Raw genomic sequence first — 16,728 nt, forward strand, 5'->3', positions numbered from 1 at the left:
TCCTAAAATTACAGCATAAAGAATGTATAACCAATTACTCATTTATTCAATATTCTCCCTAATCTACATAATCAACTAATTTTACCACCAAATTTTAATTTTCTTTATACAACTAACCTGCCCCGTTAGTTCCATAAGAAAAAGGAACCATCCAAGTATGAACAAATTATAAAGGTTTAATCAAATATACCATCCCCATAATTTGTTCCATCCGTATCCAAAATGACTACCTTTGATTTAATACGAGTAAGTGCTACAGCTATATACGGATTAGGCTCAGGATTTTTATTATAAGATGTCCGAATGCGAATGATAGTCTTCTCACTATCGTCTTTCACTTCCAACACTTCAATGGTATTTCCCTTTCTTTCACCACCCAATGATATTAGTAAAAAGTCCTCCCCTTCACCTCCATTAAACTTTTTGTAACCGACAATCGATGTATCTTTCTCGATTTTTTCAATATAATCCCCGGTTTCATCATCCGTCAGTCTTTCTTTATCCACTACCCAGTAGTCCACTTGATTGATGAACCCAATGAATATATGAATAACGACGATGAGTGGAACCCCTATAAAGAGTATTTTCTTTCCTATAACATATTTCTTTAAGAAAAAGTATAGAATCGCCAGTGTGAATACTCCAAGGCTCAACACAGCATACGGCATTCCCTCAAACCCACCAATCACAGATAAGGAAAACACTAAAATCAATATGCCTAGCGAAAATTGAAGTAAGAGTTGCGTTCTATCCTCTATCCCTTTTACAAATACATAAGCGAGTCCGAATACAATCATTGCTAGAATTATTCCTGCTTCATAAACGTATAAAAAAATACTTATCTCTCCCTTGGTTGTTATTTACCTCTAATTTGTTTGTCGTAATTAAAAAGCCTAGTGTATTTAGGATTGTAATACAAAGCCGTAAACCAATCGTATTCTTTTAAAATTTTATGTGTTTGTCCGTATGTTTCTTACTATTATGCAATGACATTGATGCAACGAATAAAAAATCTAATACTAACGATAATAATTCACCCATATGAACGGGCCTCCACTCTCTAGTTACCGATGAGAAATAATCTTGGAAGGTTTATTCCTTAAATTATCATAGGAAAACATTTGAACAAATTTAAACCCGGTTCCAAGAGCTCCTTTCTTAATATTGTTTGAGTTACAGTTAGGGCATTGGTCGTCGTTCATCCTCTTTAATCCTCATTTGGATAATATTACTAGTCAATAGGGTACCACATTCATTTATTTTATTACTATTCTTAAGGAGTATTAATGTTCACCGTACATATTGTGTCAACTCTACAAAAGCTACTTAAACTAACAGTTGCGTTAGTTAAATAAAAAGAAAAGGAGAGTACATATTATACATGGCTAATATGTGCTCTCCTTTATTTATTAAGTTTTTTTATAATTTAGGTCTTGATACGGTTATTAATTTTCAATATACCAATGCATTAATAACCGGATTAAGAATAGACAAAATTGGTTTGCTTCTAGGAATTGAAGAAAATAACCGGATAAAGCCAGCCGGCATAATGGAGTTTGTCACTCCTGCAGACAGGAAACAATTCTATAGCTAGTATCAGGATATAATTGTTGGTGAAATTCATTTATAGCTCCGAAGATTAGCTGCAAGGGGAAGGCTCAGAAATTATACAACGGAAAGGCTATTGCGTATTCCGTCCATATTGTTGGATTGAAAATGAAATTTTTCAGAAATATTATAGTAGATGATTTTATAAAAAAGTAACCGTTCGTAAAAGTGTACTTTTAGGAACGGTAAATCTGTTCTTTTGATTTCTGATTTGAAGCAGCGGGAACTTTTCGTGTCTTATAATTTATCATATCTGAAGAGTAAACCATGATACTTACCATTCCCCCTTGGGTTGTAGCTCGGATTAGAATAGGTTGATTGTATGTGTTTTTAAAACTAAAATCAGGACCATACCAGCTTACTGTAGCATCGCGGCCAGGTGGAACATACGGGACGCTCCTAGTATGGGAATAGCGTTGAATAGTTTGCAATCCTGCATTGTCGATAGCATTAAACAGGGTGGATGACACCTGACATATCCCTCCACCAATCCCTTCAGAAAACTCTCCTTTAACGATAACTCGAGCGAGCATATATCCTTTATTTACTGATCTCTTGCCAACGGCTTGATTAAAAGAAAATACCTCTCCAGGAAACACGACATAATTATTAATGGCTTCTGTAGCAAGCGAGATATTATTTGTACGATTTTTGTTGTTCACATTAAAATAAGTTCTATATTCACCTATCTTTTTTTCATGAATCTCTGCAAGTAATTCGCTGTCAACTTTTGGATGAATAGCAAGCAAAGGTACTTCTAGTTTATATGCTTTACTACTGTACAAAAAGGAATAAAATTGCTCTTTAAATGCTTGATGGTATAGCTTGTAACCTACCCGCCCAGGAAGAATATTACCTTGTTTGTCTATTGTGGCATCTACAGGTTTTTGGTACACTTGTCGATCTATTTTTTCGACAAATTGATTGTATTTATCCACGTCCATGATAGGAACATCCAGTAAGGGCAATGTAATATCAGCATGGTTGACACTGGCAATCGTTTGTCCTTGGTGGGTTACCGATAAGCTTTCAGAAATATTCACAGGTTGAACGAATAGTAAAAGTCCGGCAATCCATGTTAATTGCATAGAATGCACCCCCACAATGGATTGGAATTTATTTTTCCGTATCTTCACAAATCTCATTTTAAGGCTTCATAGATCGCCACTTGATCAATGAACCAACGATCAGTCAAACTCTCCCTCCGGATCATAAAATGGATGATTTTGCTTTCACTCCCTTTTTTCTCTTTATAAACCTTCACTTGAACCGGTACATCCACGAATATTAACCCGTTTGCGTCTTCAAGTGGTTGTCTTGAAAAATCTTCAACCCCAAAATATGTAATATTTTCAGCTAGTTTAATGAAACGTTTGGAATGATCCGAATTTGATAAGGTCATTGATAATAATTTTCGATCTCCTTGATTTATGGCAATGGTAAAAATATGGATAAGTTCGTAAGGACTTATCGTGCCTAAATATTCATCAAGCTTACCGGCCGCTTTCAGTATCATCAATTTATGAGCGGAATCTTCGTTTTTTAAACGATGCGTTAAACTTCCATAGAAATGAACACAGAAGTGGCCTGGAAAACCATTTTGAAGAGAACCGGCACCATGTGGCATTCCATTCATAGAGGCAGCGATCATTTGATTATTAATTAATACAATAATCGCTCTTCTTTTCCAGCTCCATTGATTATGATAAATTTTCTTCATAATCTGAGTATCATCCTTGGTTAGTGGCTGAGCATCGACATGATGACTACCTGCTCTTCGTTGAACCTTAAATGATAATCCCGTTTCAATGTCTATAATGGTGAAAGTCGTTTTATTAGGAATAGTGTTGTTTACTATCTCCCAAGGTAATATCTCAGTTTTAAAGTTTATAGGTACTTCTTTATCTTCCCATTCATTCGCATAGACCGAGTGACTCAACATTAAGACAGATATAAAAATAGCGATAAATCCTTTATAACTTTTTTTGCTGTTCATATTATTTCTCCTGCTTTTTTTTTATTATTTCAGGATATGATCATTAAAATACCTTCGAATATTTGGAAGTTTTTCAAATAAAACTTTGAAATCTTAATTTATGTTGTAAAGCTGGGAGAATCAGCTATAAAGGCATAAATTGGCTCAACCCCCTGATATTTCTCTCTGATAAGGGATCAAAAAGTTATATGGTCATATTTCATTACTCTTAATCATAAGGAACAAGGAGAACATTTATTAGGGGGTGGTCTTTATGAGAACAAGTTATAGAAGATGGACAGAATTTCCTTACCCAGGGGAAAGTAACACACCTAAAGGTTCTCCAGAGGCAGGAAATTGGCCAATGTTTTTTATTTCAAGAGGAAGAGACAATGAGTTCCTGGACCCCTTTCATCAACGAATCATTTGGCGAATTAAAAATCCTCTAGATATTGATTGGGTAACAGAGTTATTCATTGTAGAAGATACATTAAAGTCATTGACATCCCAGCAAATAAGCATCGCACAATATTGGGGAACAGGTGAATTAACGGCGAAAATTACCACTCTAATTTTCAATTTAGCTGAAAAGTATATGCTGGGATCACCGAGTGTTGCAAGGGTTCAGAGTTATTTCCACTCGGCTATGAATGATACCTTTGTTATCACGTGGTTTCTTAAATATCTTTGGGATGTTGCACGTCCAAATCAATATGGCAGAAATCTGTCTACTGTGTTATTTACCCCTCGTTTTCCCGCTTACCCTTCTGCACACGCAACTGTGGCGGGATGTGCAGAGACAGTATTAAGTTATTTCTTCCCTCAAGAGTCTTCAGAAATAAAAAAAATAATGGAAGAAAGTGCTCAATCTCGTTTGTATGCTGGCGTACATTTTAACGTGGATAACAATGAAGGCTTAAGGTTAGGCAGACAAATTGGAGAGGTAGTTGTAAGTTACTTAAGGGCACAAAATCTAAATACGCTTCAATAATATTTTGGGTTTAGGTTGTGCTAACCTGAACCTTTTTTATATCAATTGAATATATTAAGATCTTAAGATCACTTTTTAATCTTAGTTCCCTAAAGAAAAGGCTGCCTTAAAGACAGCTCCGATTTTCAACTAATGCACCCGTTGTTTAATATTTGTTTAAATTTGAAAGGATTGAACCAAACATTCTTCATTATCGACAATTTTCTTTTTTTCTTCAAAATCTATATTTAGCTCACTAAAAATCTTTCTCCAAAATATAACAGCAGGGATATTCTTGGCTAATTGAACAACAAAGTAACTACCTTTTTTTTGTTTAAACAATTCCTTTAATAATGAAATTGCAGCACCTTTTCTTCTATATTTTTTTAAAATAAAAATATCATTAATGCTGTAATCATAGTCCTTATTTAAAAACGGCCTTTCTAACAGTAATAAAAACCCGACAATTTTCATATCTTTTTTCAAAAAATATGGTGTTAATCCTTCCTTCTTCCAAATTAATTCAAATGAATCAAATTCAAATGAACCATCTGTTGATATGTCTAAACCCTCGGTAAACTCCGAAAGGTCATGTAAATAAAGGGAATATAAATTCTGAAGAATATGCTTTTCATCTTTGGAAATGGGGTTGATTGAAACAGCCATTGTTCTACCTCTTTTACATTTAATTAATCTCTTACTTAAATAATTTCGATATAAACTTTCATTTGTCCTTCATGAACTAACCTCCCGCGATAGTTGCATATAAAAAAGCTGCCTTAAGACAGCTCCGATATTCATCTAACTCACCTGTTAGCGGAATGAGGATTAATGATTTTTATTGGCATACATTCTTGCCATTGTCGAAGGTGAAAATTTAATTCTATATTTCCCTTCAAGTTCTTTCTTAACTTTCTCTGTTAAATTTAATCCTTGTTTATTGTGTTCTTCTTCAAGTTCAATCCCATTATGAAGCAATTTATCTTCATCCCAATCAATCCATTCACCATACATATTTACCCATTCAATCAATTCTCTACTTAACTTATTTGAAATCGGAATGTCCTCTATTTCCAAGTTACAACCACATTGATTGCACCATATACGGTCCGCCCCAACATCACCCTCAACTTTTAACTCACTTGTTTCTTTTTGTTCACAATGACATTCCATATTATTTTCTGACTCCTCTACTACACGCTTTTTTATTATATATTACATTACTTTTGTTAAAGTAATCTGCCCCGTAAGCTCAATAAGAAAAGCGATTCTTCTTTAAGAATCGCGCAGTTTGTAGACAAAAGGGTTCTTTCTAAAAGTTAAAACAAAGTTGATTGGAGCGGGTGCCCTACGTACCAATCAACTATCAAATTGTACAAGCCCCTGTATAAAAAAAACATCCGAACTTACGAGTTGGATGAAAGAGTAAATGGGATTAAGATTGAATATGCAGAAAAATAATCACTATTCATAAAAGGTTTCGATGCCTCATTTTTGCTATAATATTTCGTGCTAATAATACACCAGAAAACAGTGAGAAAGTATATGTTTTTCCCGCAAAACTCCCATTGAGGGAACCTCATGCCTTTTCCCTTATCCCTTTTCGATCATGTAAAATTTCTTGAATGATTTCAATATGAACAAAAGACCATGATCTTTCATGAAAGTGAAGAAACACACTTATGGAAAGAATCGAAATATATATTATACTAAAGACGACCCAAAGCAAACTCCCATCTTTAAAAAGGAAATCTTGCAATTGATTTGAAAACAGAAGAAAAAGCCAAGGCCCAGAGGATATTATAATAGGAATGATCCCCGATCCGTTTTTCTCTTTTATCATACAATAATAAACTTTTTTTAACGTATCGCTATCAATCGAACTATAAAAATTTTGAATTTCTTCCACTTCCATTAGTTTCTTCATACTTTTGAAAGTTCGGTCTTTGATTGAGGCTTTTTTTAATTGAAGATAAATTTTATGAGCATCTCCCCGTAACGAAAACATATATCTGATCTTTCCCCCCTTCCAAAAAACTCCTTACTAAAAGGTTTTGTAATAATCCGCATTTTTATGTAGTCTTTGTCTTTTACAGTATCTACTTAAGGGGATGACATACGAATCATTCTATTACCTAAAAAAAAGCCAGCTCGTATATATAAACCTAAAAAGACCATAATCATTGATGATTATGGCCTTTTAGGTAACGAAAAGAGAACCGTTTTACTTAGTTTCAGATTCATTTTTGCCCGTATCTTCAGCTAATTGTTCAAATGAAGGGACCTTACCATGTGGATTCTGAGATTGTTTACGATCTTTCCATTGGCGTTCTTGCTGTCGCTTGGATTGAGTCATCTAAATAAGCTCCTTTACATAAAGTTAAGTAAAAAGTTTGAAGCACGATAAGCGTACTCGAGCAGGCATCAATGCATGCCTTTCCACTCACCTTGATTTTTAGATGCTTTTTCTTTTTTTGCTTTATTTTTATGTGCTTGATTAGCATTTGCACTGCCGAATTCCTTAGAGAATTCAGAATCAGTTTTGCTTGAATCAAACCCTTGTTTGTTTTTTTGATCTGCATCATTTTTCTTTGTTCGTTTTGCCATGTATACCCCTCCTTCTTATCTTTAGTATGAGATCAGAATGAAGAAATATACTCCGAATAAAACCGGCAGTAGCATGAATCCGTCATGTAATTCGGGTAAATAATAAAGTGAATAATGAGTTCCAATTGGTTTTTAACCGTTCGTGCAGTACCATCCAAAATTATTGAACCTGCGGGTTAAATAAAAGTGGGCTATATGTGATTTTTTAAATCTCTTATCCATAAGTTCTGCCATTTGTTTGAATTTGGATTTCCTTCATTATTTATCAATGATGTACCTTTCAAGATAAATTATATGAGTGTTTTGGTCATTATAAAGTCCGTTTGTTCTTCATCACCCATATAAAAAGAATGGGCCCCAGTTTGTACAAACCCAATTTTCTGATAAAAGCCAATAGCATTTTCATTTTTTTCCCATACGCCCAGCCAGATTTTCTTTTTATTACGTTCCATTGCGATTTCCATAGCTTTATTTAACAGGTATTTACCAAGCCCAAGTTTTTGAAATTTGTTCTTTATATAAATCCGCTCGATTTCAAGTGATTCATCACCCATTTCTTCAGTCTGAGCATCATTGGTATTGACCTTTAAATATCCAGCGACTTCATTATCAAAATAAACAAAAAAGAATTGTGAAGAAATATTGGATAATTCTTTTTCTAATTGTTTTAAGTTAAATGCCCTTTCCAAATAGGCGTTCATATTCTCGGGAGAATTCTGATGCTTAAATGTCTCATTAAATGTTTCATAACTAATTTCTTGAAGTTTTCGTGTATCTTCAAGGGTACACTTTTTTATAGTCATTTAAATATATCGCTCCTTTATATAATCAATAATTTCTCTTGTTTCCCTTTTTTACAAATTCCCAGTCTTTTTCTATATTTCTTCTAACTCTTTGAAGAAGATTGAAAAGGTTTCTACTTCTCTTTTGGAAAATCCCTCTAATGCAACGATAATTTCAATATTACTTATGGAATCTAATGCCCTTGCTATCATTCCAATTCCACGAAGAATTTCCTTCATAATTAACCCATTAGTGCGTATTTTTGTTGCAAATGCAATAAAAATAACATATATTTAATTTAACTCAGCTTTGTTGCGTTTGCAACAAAAAAATATGATGGAGGGGCCAAGTAAAGTGAAATATGTTTTTTATGTATTGGGAATTATAATATTAACCCTTGGTATTTCTTTCACTATACAATCAGACCTTGGAACTTCACCTTTTGATGCACTTTTGGTGGGACTGTCCATAAATGTGGGGCTTACTGTGGGAAGTTGGGAAATAATAATAGGTTTAATATTGATATGCAGTAATTCATTTTTAAAAAGACAAAGACCAGAAGTATTGGGATTGTTAACAGCATTTATAACTGGTATCGGTATTGATATGTGGCTTTTTTTATTCCACAATTTGATAACACCTGAACTATGGTACAGCAAAGTTGTTTGTTTTGGAATCGGCTTAGTTGTTATAGGATTAGGAACTGCAACATATTTACACACAAATTTTGCACCGATCCCAGTTGACCGATTAACATTAATCATACAAGAATTAACTAGAACAAATATATTCCTTTCGAGAACATTCATTTACCTCCTATTCTTGATATTGGCAATGATTTCAAATGGACCAATTGGCGTTGGAACTTTATTAACCGTTTGTTTAGGGGGGCTAATACTTAATTTCTTTATGCCATTTACTAAAAAAGTATTAGACCGCATATTAACACACTCCAGTACATCACCAAATTATGATAAAGATAAAAACCATTCATTATAGAATGGTTTCAGACTGTAGACCAATTCGAAGAAAAGCGAGATTGACTGAAGTTTTTTATTTAAAAAACGTTCCAGTTGATTTCAGAAATCGCTCCCTTTCCGCCGACTGCCTGCCAAGCCTCCTCGCCGCGAGCGGCTGCGGTGTCTCGGCTAGCCAGTAATTCGGCAGGAGTGTCGCAAATTTCTTCAATCCAATAAGGATTATAGTAAAAAAAACATTAAGTATAATCTAGTCTTGTTTGTTTTAAGATTTAGGTAGAACCCCTTTTTGTTTCTTGAACTAACCTGCCCCTATAGTTTCATAAGAAAAACGGTTAAACTTTTTTTAAATCGGTACGACTTTATGTAAATTAAACAACTATAAGAATAAAATAAGCCTACGACCCTTGCTATTAAAGGATGTAGGCTTTCTTTTATTTCAGTTATTTTTTGGCTTTTCTCTATTTTTTAAATGGAATTCTGGGTACTTCTTCTGTATATCGAGAATAAGTCGTTCCTGCGCTTTCCATTTCTGAGCATTGTTCATTACTGCAAGCAAACAGATAGGTTTGTATGTCAGTACGGACACTTACTCCAAAATAGTAGGGGAATATTCCACCTTTATTTTTATCCATGTTTGCATCAATAGCAATGATATTCTCTTTTTCTGCTATCTTTTTATACTTTTCACTCTCAACCGTTTTTTGAACCATTTCACTTAAAATAACCTTTTCTTCAGAGGATGGTTCATACCTTTGTTCAGTCAGAAACCATTTTCCGAATATATAAAAATTCACTCCTAAACTTATTATCAATAGAACAAGCAAAATCTTATTCTTCAAATATCCCTATACCTTTGTCTATCTCGATATTCCCCATATCCTGTAATTCATTTAAACGACTTAAACTCTCTTCTTTATCAAAAGAACTATGCCAACGATAATCATATTGATCCAATATGCGGTAATGGTTACTAATCAAATTTTGTTGCAAACGAAAATCCCCTCTAGACTCTATTTCTTTCCACCATATCTTACCACCCATTGTTTTTTCTTTAGGCGTACCACCATTTTTGCTAGCAATTAACTGAACAAAATCAACTGGATTGTCACCAATTGATGATATCAATAATTGGCTATGATTAAACAAAGCACAAAAGGCAACAACGGTGGTCCAATTGGCTTCTGTTCTTCTTTTTTCAATTTGAACTAGTGTTTTTTTTGAAATCCCTAGAATTTCAGACATCTTATCCTGAGAAAAACTTTGTTCTGTTCGAACAAGTTTCATTTTTTCTGATATTAAATTGATGAAGTCTTCTTTTTCCATATATACTAAATTCTCCTTTTAGTGTAATTTTACACTAAAAGTATTGTTTTTCAACAAAAAAATACCTATTTGAATAACTTAATTGTTTGAAGTCACTGCCCCTTTAACTGCATAAGAAAAGGAACTGCTATTCCCTTCAATTCCACAAAATAATACGATGAAGTATGTAGAGCATCACTTGAGTTTCCGAGAGATGTTACTCGTTTTCAGGGCTATTTTTGCAAAAGTAATTTGCTTCTGTTTCTTCAACAATCGGGCCCAATTGTTAAACAAATTTCAAATAGTACTCTTGAACTTTTTTGTAAATAATAAGATTGTCAAACAATAAATTGAGGAGGACTTGTATGCAACAAAATCAACCAGCTAAAGGAAACTTGGGTTCAATTATGAAACCGGAATTTGCCGGATCAGATGCACAAAAAGTAAAACAACAAATTCAAAAAGATGTAAGCGAAGGACAAGGTGCAATGACTTCCCGAGAGGCAGGAGCAATGCGCGATTAAAAAACACTCTGAGTGGTTTTTTATTTTTCTACTTGAAAATTAATGAGTTAGCCTGCCCCTTTAGTTAATTAAGGATGTTTTTTACATTTAAAAGGCCATCAAATGATGGCCTTTTTTTAAGGTACAAACACCGGTGGGAATTAAAGAATGTTAACCTATTTAAGACTTTTGTGACATTATTTCTAATGTGCTATGGAAATTGGGGTGACCGGGCGTAATGTCCACAGAGTAATACTAAGACAAGCTTATAGTTTTATAAACCGTAAAAAACTTCTAATTCACTTCTAACCAAACTATAGCACACCTGTTAGCGAAAAAATGCTTCCCTACACGGCAGTTTTAAGGGCAGATTCTATTCCATCCACTTTTTGTAGAGAGCATCAAATTTCCCTTGGAGCTTCATTTCATCCATCCACATTTCTAAGTAGCTTGCATAAATGAAATCGCCTCTTGGGATCATATAACCTTTTTCACTGTTTGTGAAAGGCTTGTCAGTTTGAGCCGCATACAATCTTGGATCATCTTTTGCATACAGCATTGCTTCTACTGTGTCTGTGATCATAACATCATACGTACCTTCTGCAACAAGATGTGGGATATCAAGATTGTTTTCTACAACCGTTACGTTAGCATTGCTTAGATACTGACGGACAAATTCTTCGTTTGTTCCGCCTGGATTTACGCCAATGCGTACAGAAGGCTTGTTAATATCTTCAATGGTAAGATACTTGTCTTTATCTTCCTTGCGAATCAAAGGCACCTTACCGAATGAAAGGTAACCTTGGGATACATAAGCGCTTTTTTGTCTGGCTGTGTTGCGAGTCACACCGCCCACAGCAATATCAAATTTGTCCGCTTGCAAGTCTTTCATCATCGCAGGCCATGTGGTAGCGACAAATTTCACCTCCACACCAAGGTCTTTGCCAAGCTCTTTGGCAGCGTCCACGTCAAAGCCTTCATACTCATTTGTTTCCGGGTTCAAATAGGTAAAGGGTTTGTAGTCCCCGGTCATTCCTACCCTGATGTATCCACGTTTGATAATTTCATCAAGCTGGGAAGACTCCACTTTTTTCAAATGCCCTGGTGCATTTTTAGCTGCCGGTTCAGCCGAGACGTTTTGCGAGGAGATCAGGTCGTGACTGGCGTACCCAGTACCTAGCAAGGATAAGCTGATCACTCCAGCCATCAGTGTTTTTTTCCAATTGTTAAACATGTGATTTCCCTCCGTTTGTTGTATTTTTATTAATCCATCAATTAATAAAAATACAACAAAATAAGAGAATCACCTTCAAAAAACAAACATTTTCCACAATTGATAGGAAAAGGACTACACATATTAGATATCTAAAATGTGTAGTCCTCATTTAATTGTATCTAGTTATGGTCCATAAAAAATCATAAATAGCATTAGAAATATGTTTAATACTAACAATATCTTACCAAAGAGATTTTTTATAGCTAAAACAGAAAATACACAAGAAATCAAGAATGCGAAAATTGCTATTTTTGGTGTAAAGTACACAAGGTCTAAAATGCCTATCATAGGAAAATACAAAAGAAAAATGCTAATAAATAGAAATATCATTGAAAATATTAATGCTATCGTGATATAAGTAAAAGTCCTAAGTTTTTTGAGATGTTGTTTCTCATAACTATTATCAACCATTTTCCCCTCCTGTATTAAGTTAGTTTATTCCTTAAAATCAACCTTTACCGAATACTATTCTTTAGCTGAACAATAAATACCTTCTTCCACTAATCTGCCCGATGGTTGCATAAGAAAAAGCTGCCTTAAAGACAGCTCCGATCTTCAGTTAACGCACCTTTAGTTCAACAAAACTCGGTTTTTACCGTGATCAGTTTATAGCTGCTTTTATGACAGCTCCGTTTTACCATTAGTGGGAAATCCATTAGTTCCTTAATGCTTTTCTGACTTTCCTTGCAAAAACTAATGGATCATCAACAGCTTCGATATTAACGTAAACCAAATTCGGATTATCGAATAGCCACTCATTGTGTACGGATGAAACTATTATTCCTTGTTTAAGAATGGAAGCAACAAAATTCCCGACTTCTTTTTGCAAGAGTGCTACCCTGCCTAGGCACAATGCTCGTCCGGTCTGATTATCTCTGGATTCATATGAGAAAGAAGAGGTTACACTAAAACGTTCCCCTAAAATTTTTACTTTTATTTCATTTCGATTTATGGTTGCCACACATTTGCCACCCGCAAATCCTTCTTGGCCGCCGATAATCCTAGCAAACTTTTGACAAATCAATTCATCATTAGATGCCAATCTATTCATCTCCTCCCTAGTATTAATAGGATATGAACTAATGAATAGATCCGAAACGGATATGCATCTATTTTGAAATATTAATGACATTTTTTATAGCTAATTAAAACTACCCTGCTTACATTAGCTCCATAAGAAAATGGCCAATCGCCACAGCTCACTAATTAACGAACACACCCGTTAGTTCTATAAGACTTATCACAGATTTGACACAGACTGTGAATAAAAATATTTAAAGAAAACAGGAGAATTAACTGCCTTTTTTGAATATAATCTTTGAACTATAATAAGTAGGGAGACGGTGTAGTGAGCGATATAGACAAACGAAACAGATTAAGTGAAGAACCATTTACTTATCGAATAACGAAAAAAGGAACAGTAGTAATCTATTACAAAGGTAAACAAATTAAATTTTTAAAGGATAGGGAGGCTCTTCGTCTAATAGAAAGAATCAATGAAGTTGAAAATAATATAACAGAACTACAGTTATTGTTAGCTAAAATTACGGGTAACTTTAAACGGGTAACGAGAAGTTGGGTAAAAATAAATAAACTAAGCCTTCGTATTTCGAGTACACAACGCTTATGGAACTAACCTGCCCCGTTTGTTGCATAGAAAAGGAACTGCCTTAAGAAAACTCCGATCTTCAGCTAACGCACCCGTTAGCTGAAGTACAATAATTCACAATCTTACTTTTTTAGATAAAAACTATTACTAAAAGTTTTATATTGTATAAATATTTTAAATATGTAAAAAAGCTTACTCAAAGAGTAAGCTTAACCTCTATAAACACTATCACATGTTCCAGGTTTTGGTTCATAAAAACAATGGTCTTTAAATTGACCAGTATGTGGCTGATCATACCATGTTGGAGGGCATGGAGCATATGGATTAAAATACCAAAGTGCATATCTAGCCGGATGCTGTCTCCAGTGCTTCAAATTCTGTTCTGCTAATCTTCTTTCAATACCTCTCGCTCTTTGATAAAATACATTCCCTTTTTGAACAGCTTCAAAAGAATAATTTCCTCCTTGTACTTGATAAATGACTTGTGGAATTGTTCTTAAACCTTTAAAGTCTAAACAATTAGCTACAAGACGATTCACAATTACATTTCCAACATATAACATTCCTAGTTGTCCTTCACCTTCGGCTTCTGCTCTCATCATCCTTGCCATTAAGTCAACGTCTGAACTTCGGTAGTTTGCTCTTGTCATTTTTTCACCCCAAAAATATTGTATGAAAAATAGCCTACAGTCATGTCATTATTTATGTAATATAAATGCTTAGTTATAATAACTTACAGCTTTTAAGTAAAATGAAAACTATTGCATTCTTTTTTCCCCTTTAATTCAACTAACCTGCCCCGTTAGTTCCATAAGAAAAAGGCTGCCGAAACAACCCCTGTTACTGAACTTAGGCACCCGTTAGTTTAAGTACAAAATTCCAATTACTTTTTCTATATAAAAGCTATACCGTATTCACTGTTTTTTTTGTAAAGGTCAGCAAAAAAAATTAATTATTCATCTGCATTACCCATTGCTATACCAAGGCCTACTAAGCATCCTGGACTTCTTTTAAAGCTTTTGTACGCTGCTTAATCCTGGTGCATTAGAAGTTAATTAAAAAGTAAAATCAACTTTAGTACTTTATAAATAAGAGTGAAATAAAATAGTTACAATAATAAGTAATTCTAGACCAATAAAAGAGAGAGCTATTTTGAATTACTAGCTCTCTGCAATTTATTATGTTTATATGATTAAATGGATAGTACTCCGAACAAAACACCAACAATTATCATAACTAATGCTGTACCTACCGCATACTTGGCTGTAAAGCGAATATGATCACCTATTTCTATACCAAGAAGCCCCATTAATATATAGATAGAACCTTGGAGTGGACTTAACAAGTGCAAGGGTTGTCCTAATAAAGAAGCTTGTCCAACTTCCATCGGATGGATACCGAAGTTGGCAGCTGTTTCTGCCATAATCGGAATAATCCCGAAATAAAAGGGAGCATTCGCCATGAAAAATGTAAATGGCATGCTTATAAGTGCAACAATGACTGTTAATTTTGGTCCGAGAGAGTCTGGAATAACTGCTATTAGGGTATCTGCCATCGCGCTAACCATGCCAGTACCATCTATAATCCCAGTAAATACACCTGCTGCAAATATCATGGAGACAACAGTTAATATATTACCTGCATGTGCGTGTAAGCGATCCTTCTGGTCCTGCAAGTTTGGATAATTTACAATCATAACGATGGCAAAGCCGAGCATGAATAACGCAGGCAACGGTAGGAAGCCCGTAAGTAAAGCTGCCAATACTAAAATCGTAAGGCCTAGGTTAAACCAAAATAATTTAGGTCGTTTTATTGATGAGTCCATTCCTACCTCAAGTGCAGCAGCAAGTTCTTCTTCATTAAAGCTAGCTTCAATATTGATAACTCCTAATCTCTTACGCTCACGTCGACCCAAGAAGTATGCCACTCCTAAAATCCATAACACACCCGCAATCATAGAAGGAATGATTGGCAAAAGCAAGTCTATTATATCCACTTTTACCGCCGCCGTAGCTTGGGCAGCTGGTCCACCCCACGGTAACAAGTTCATAACCCCCATCGCTAACGCAGGAATGCAGGCCAAAATGAGTTTATTCATACCCAGTTTATTATATAAAGGAAGAAAAGCTGTTACTACAATAAGGTAGGTAATAGTACCATCACCATCTAAAGCAACTACCAATGATAAAATCGCAGTGCCCAGCACAATTTTTAATGGGTCACCGCCTACCATTTTTAAAATTTTTGATACTAGTGGATCAAATAATCCTGTATCAATTAATACACCAAAATAAAGAATGGCAAAAATAATCATAATAGCAGTAGGAGCTATAGTCTCTAGACCTTTTAACATCATCGGTCCTAAATCCGTAAATCCTGCAATTAGCGCAAAAATTATTGGAACAACCGTAAGTGCACTGAATGCTGATAAGCGCTTACTCATGATTAAATACATAAAGACCACAATCATGGCAAATCCCAGAAATGTTAACATAGTATGCCCCCTCTTTATCTTCCCTGACTTTTTAGAATACATGTTGAATACGTTATTTCGAATCATATATGAAAATTTTCTATAATTTAAGTTAGCACTGCTTAATGGACTCTTAACACCACTTCATTGTAAGGGTTTACAAAACTGACATTATTGAATTCCCCTGTAATTGTTGCTATGAACCATATCTTGAAGTACTAGTAATTATACATCCAATTGATCATTAGATCCGTTAAGATAATATTACCAATACGCTGGTATCTTGCTCTTTTAATAGTCTGATCTGATTTTTACAGTTTTAAATTATTCACTTAATTACACCTCTTTTTCATTTAAAATTTTTTTATGAATCACCACTTTAATTAAAGAGTGCTCATTACATGTAAGAAATTTTTCTAATAGTTAAAGTAACATAAAGATCATTTATTATCTGTAAACAAAAAACTCAAAAAGATAACGTTTTCAAAAACCTTTAATTTTAAAAATAAAGCAATATTCGATGATTCTTAGATTCCAATAGTCATTCAGCATATTATAATAATTTCTTTTGTAAAAAAATTCAGGCATATACTGGTGATATTTTTAACAAAACCATAAATTGGAGAAAACTAACTATATCTC

Annotated in this window: 20 protein-coding genes and 2 pseudogenes; 5 read left to right on the forward strand and 17 right to left on the reverse strand. The window is 34.3% G+C overall.

The features are described 5' to 3' along the window. Positions 1 to 176: 176 nt before the first annotated feature. The gene (locus ACSR9O_RS25470) at positions 177 to 797 is read right to left on the reverse strand and encodes a hypothetical protein (protein ID WP_230177713.1); all 621 of its coding nucleotides are present in this window, start codon (positions 795 to 797) and stop codon (positions 177 to 179) included. Between the two features lie 584 nt (positions 798 to 1,381). On the opposite strand from ACSR9O_RS25470, the gene ACSR9O_RS25475 reads away from it, so the two are divergent. Continuing rightward, positions 1,382 to 1,594 (forward strand): hypothetical protein, encoded by a 213-nt coding sequence (locus ACSR9O_RS25475; protein WP_260356639.1) that lies wholly within the window; start codon positions 1,382 to 1,384, stop codon positions 1,592 to 1,594. A 190-nt stretch (positions 1,595 to 1,784) separates the two neighbouring features. On the opposite strand, the gene ACSR9O_RS25480 is transcribed toward ACSR9O_RS25475, so the two are convergent. Together ACSR9O_RS25480 and ACSR9O_RS25485 are read right to left on the reverse strand one after the other, a co-directional pair. Continuing rightward, a complete protein-coding gene (locus ACSR9O_RS25480) occupies positions 1,785 to 2,696 on the reverse strand; it encodes a VanW family protein (protein WP_491725297.1) in 912 nt (303 codons plus the stop codon). A 53-nt stretch (positions 2,697 to 2,749) separates the two neighbouring features. Next, the gene (locus ACSR9O_RS25485) at positions 2,750 to 3,604 is read right to left on the reverse strand and encodes a hypothetical protein (protein WP_260356637.1); all 855 of its coding nucleotides are present in this window, start codon (positions 3,602 to 3,604) and stop codon (positions 2,750 to 2,752) included. Between the two features lie 253 nt (positions 3,605 to 3,857). Between ACSR9O_RS25485 and ACSR9O_RS25490 the strand changes: the two genes are divergently transcribed. Beyond that, positions 3,858 to 4,574: a vanadium-dependent haloperoxidase gene (locus ACSR9O_RS25490; RefSeq protein WP_491725298.1), complete on the forward strand. Its 717-nt coding sequence runs from the start codon at positions 3,858 to 3,860 to the stop codon at positions 4,572 to 4,574. Between the two features lie 156 nt (positions 4,575 to 4,730). On the opposite strand, the gene ACSR9O_RS25495 is transcribed toward ACSR9O_RS25490, so the two are convergent. From ACSR9O_RS25495 to ACSR9O_RS25530, 8 genes and pseudogenes are all read right to left on the reverse strand, one after another. Beyond that, positions 4,731 to 5,219: a GNAT family N-acetyltransferase gene (locus ACSR9O_RS25495; RefSeq protein ID WP_459735344.1), complete on the reverse strand. Its 489-nt coding sequence runs from the start codon at positions 5,217 to 5,219 to the stop codon at positions 4,731 to 4,733. Positions 5,220 to 5,381: 162 nt separating this feature from the next. Further along, a complete protein-coding gene (locus ACSR9O_RS25500) occupies positions 5,382 to 5,726 on the reverse strand; it encodes an immunity protein CdiI family protein (RefSeq protein WP_491725299.1) in 345 nt (114 codons plus the stop codon). A 406-nt stretch (positions 5,727 to 6,132) separates the two neighbouring features. Further along, positions 6,133 to 6,468, reverse strand: a complete 336-nt coding sequence (locus tag ACSR9O_RS25505; RefSeq protein WP_491725300.1) for a hypothetical protein — start codon at positions 6,466 to 6,468, stop codon at positions 6,133 to 6,135. A gap of 309 nt (positions 6,469 to 6,777) precedes the next feature. Continuing rightward, on the reverse strand, positions 6,778 to 6,909 hold the full coding sequence (locus ACSR9O_RS25510; protein WP_221408526.1) for a DUF6254 family protein: 132 nt from the start codon (positions 6,907 to 6,909) through the stop codon (positions 6,778 to 6,780). Positions 6,910 to 6,977: 68 nt separating this feature from the next. Further along, entirely contained in the window at positions 6,978 to 7,160 is a 183-nt protein-coding gene (locus ACSR9O_RS25515) for a hypothetical protein (protein ID WP_034310968.1), read from the reverse strand. Between the two features lie 290 nt (positions 7,161 to 7,450). Continuing rightward, the gene (gene paiA / locus ACSR9O_RS25520) at positions 7,451 to 7,963 is read right to left on the reverse strand and encodes a spermidine/spermine N(1)-acetyltransferase (RefSeq protein WP_491725301.1); all 513 of its coding nucleotides are present in this window, start codon (positions 7,961 to 7,963) and stop codon (positions 7,451 to 7,453) included. A gap of 25 nt (positions 7,964 to 7,988) precedes the next feature. Continuing rightward, positions 7,989 to 8,110 (reverse strand): annotated as a pseudogene (locus tag ACSR9O_RS25525) (MarR family transcriptional regulator); the annotation flags it as partial. A gap of 6 nt (positions 8,111 to 8,116) precedes the next feature. Then, positions 8,117 to 8,182, reverse strand: a pseudogene (locus tag ACSR9O_RS25530) (MarR family transcriptional regulator); the annotation flags it as partial. A 115-nt stretch (positions 8,183 to 8,297) separates the two neighbouring features. Here ACSR9O_RS25530 and ACSR9O_RS25535 point away from each other — a divergent pair. Next, on the forward strand, positions 8,298 to 8,942 hold the full coding sequence (locus ACSR9O_RS25535) for a YczE/YyaS/YitT family protein (RefSeq protein ID WP_491725302.1): 645 nt from the start codon (positions 8,298 to 8,300) through the stop codon (positions 8,940 to 8,942). Between the two features lie 439 nt (positions 8,943 to 9,381). On the opposite strand, the gene ACSR9O_RS25540 is transcribed toward ACSR9O_RS25535, so the two are convergent. Both ACSR9O_RS25540 and ACSR9O_RS25545 read right to left on the reverse strand, forming a co-directional pair. After that, positions 9,382 to 9,717, reverse strand: coding sequence for a hypothetical protein (locus ACSR9O_RS25540; protein WP_491725303.1), 336 nt, complete (start codon positions 9,715 to 9,717; stop codon positions 9,382 to 9,384). A 34-nt stretch (positions 9,718 to 9,751) separates the two neighbouring features. Further along, complete coding sequence (locus tag ACSR9O_RS25545) at positions 9,752 to 10,246, reverse strand: helix-turn-helix transcriptional regulator (RefSeq protein ID WP_491725304.1); 495 nt, start codon at positions 10,244 to 10,246, stop codon at positions 9,752 to 9,754. Between the two features lie 344 nt (positions 10,247 to 10,590). On the opposite strand from ACSR9O_RS25545, the gene ACSR9O_RS25550 reads away from it, so the two are divergent. Continuing rightward, on the forward strand, positions 10,591 to 10,749 hold the full coding sequence (locus ACSR9O_RS25550; RefSeq protein ID WP_202190661.1) for a hypothetical protein: 159 nt from the start codon (positions 10,591 to 10,593) through the stop codon (positions 10,747 to 10,749). A 352-nt stretch (positions 10,750 to 11,101) separates the two neighbouring features. Here ACSR9O_RS25550 and ACSR9O_RS25555 read toward each other — a convergent pair whose 3' ends face one another. Both ACSR9O_RS25555 and ACSR9O_RS25560 read right to left on the reverse strand, forming a co-directional pair. After that, entirely contained in the window at positions 11,102 to 11,962 is an 861-nt protein-coding gene (locus ACSR9O_RS25555; RefSeq protein ID WP_491725305.1) for a transporter substrate-binding domain-containing protein, read from the reverse strand. 697 nt (positions 11,963 to 12,659) lie between these two features. Continuing rightward, on the reverse strand, positions 12,660 to 13,046 hold the full coding sequence (locus tag ACSR9O_RS25560) for a DUF1259 domain-containing protein (RefSeq protein ID WP_101225786.1): 387 nt from the start codon (positions 13,044 to 13,046) through the stop codon (positions 12,660 to 12,662). Between the two features lie 306 nt (positions 13,047 to 13,352). On the opposite strand from ACSR9O_RS25560, the gene ACSR9O_RS25565 reads away from it, so the two are divergent. After that, positions 13,353 to 13,640, forward strand: coding sequence for a hypothetical protein (locus ACSR9O_RS25565; RefSeq protein WP_260356627.1), 288 nt, complete (start codon positions 13,353 to 13,355; stop codon positions 13,638 to 13,640). A gap of 182 nt (positions 13,641 to 13,822) precedes the next feature. On the opposite strand, the gene ACSR9O_RS25570 is transcribed toward ACSR9O_RS25565, so the two are convergent. Then, the gene (locus ACSR9O_RS25570; RefSeq protein ID WP_402940348.1) at positions 13,823 to 14,263 is read right to left on the reverse strand and encodes a cell wall hydrolase; all 441 of its coding nucleotides are present in this window, start codon (positions 14,261 to 14,263) and stop codon (positions 13,823 to 13,825) included. Between the two features lie 542 nt (positions 14,264 to 14,805). Next, a complete protein-coding gene (locus ACSR9O_RS25575) occupies positions 14,806 to 16,107 on the reverse strand; it encodes a CitMHS family transporter (protein WP_101225785.1) in 1,302 nt (433 codons plus the stop codon). Between the last annotated feature and the right edge of the window lie 621 nt (positions 16,108 to 16,728).

The organism is Peribacillus sp. B65 (genome assembly GCF_058513295.1).

Coding starts and splice junctions, on each gene's coding strand:
- ACSR9O_RS25470 (WP_230177713.1), bottom strand. CDS start 797: ATGATTGTATTCGGACTCGCTTATGTATTTGTAAAAGGGATAGAGGAT.
- ACSR9O_RS25475 (WP_260356639.1), top strand. CDS start 1,382: ATGGCTAATATGTGCTCTCCTTTATTTATTAAGTTTTTTTATAATTTA.
- ACSR9O_RS25480 (WP_491725297.1), bottom strand. CDS start 2,696: ATGCAATTAACATGGATTGCCGGACTTTTACTATTCGTTCAACCTGTG.
- ACSR9O_RS25485 (WP_260356637.1), bottom strand. CDS start 3,604: ATGAACAGCAAAAAAAGTTATAAAGGATTTATCGCTATTTTTATATCT.
- ACSR9O_RS25490 (WP_491725298.1), top strand. CDS start 3,858: ATGAGAACAAGTTATAGAAGATGGACAGAATTTCCTTACCCAGGGGAA.
- ACSR9O_RS25495 (WP_459735344.1), bottom strand. CDS start 5,219: ATGGCTGTTTCAATCAACCCCATTTCCAAAGATGAAAAGCATATTCTT.
- ACSR9O_RS25500 (WP_491725299.1), bottom strand. CDS start 5,726: ATGGAATGTCATTGTGAACAAAAAGAAACAAGTGAGTTAAAAGTTGAG.
- ACSR9O_RS25505 (WP_491725300.1), bottom strand. CDS start 6,468: ATGGAAGTGGAAGAAATTCAAAATTTTTATAGTTCGATTGATAGCGAT.
- ACSR9O_RS25510 (WP_221408526.1), bottom strand. CDS start 6,909: ATGACTCAATCCAAGCGACAGCAAGAACGCCAATGGAAAGATCGTAAA.
- ACSR9O_RS25515 (WP_034310968.1), bottom strand. CDS start 7,160: ATGGCAAAACGAACAAAGAAAAATGATGCAGATCAAAAAAACAAACAA.
- paiA (WP_491725301.1), bottom strand. CDS start 7,963: ATGACTATAAAAAAGTGTACCCTTGAAGATACACGAAAACTTCAAGAA.
- ACSR9O_RS25545 (WP_491725304.1), bottom strand. CDS start 10,246: ATGGAAAAAGAAGACTTCATCAATTTAATATCAGAAAAAATGAAACTT.
- ACSR9O_RS25550 (WP_202190661.1), top strand. CDS start 10,591: ATGCAACAAAATCAACCAGCTAAAGGAAACTTGGGTTCAATTATGAAA.
- ACSR9O_RS25555 (WP_491725305.1), bottom strand. CDS start 11,962: ATGTTTAACAATTGGAAAAAAACACTGATGGCTGGAGTGATCAGCTTA.
- ACSR9O_RS25570 (WP_402940348.1), bottom strand. CDS start 14,263: ATGACAAGAGCAAACTACCGAAGTTCAGACGTTGACTTAATGGCAAGG.
- ACSR9O_RS25575 (WP_101225785.1), bottom strand. CDS start 16,107: ATGTTAACATTTCTGGGATTTGCCATGATTGTGGTCTTTATGTATTTA.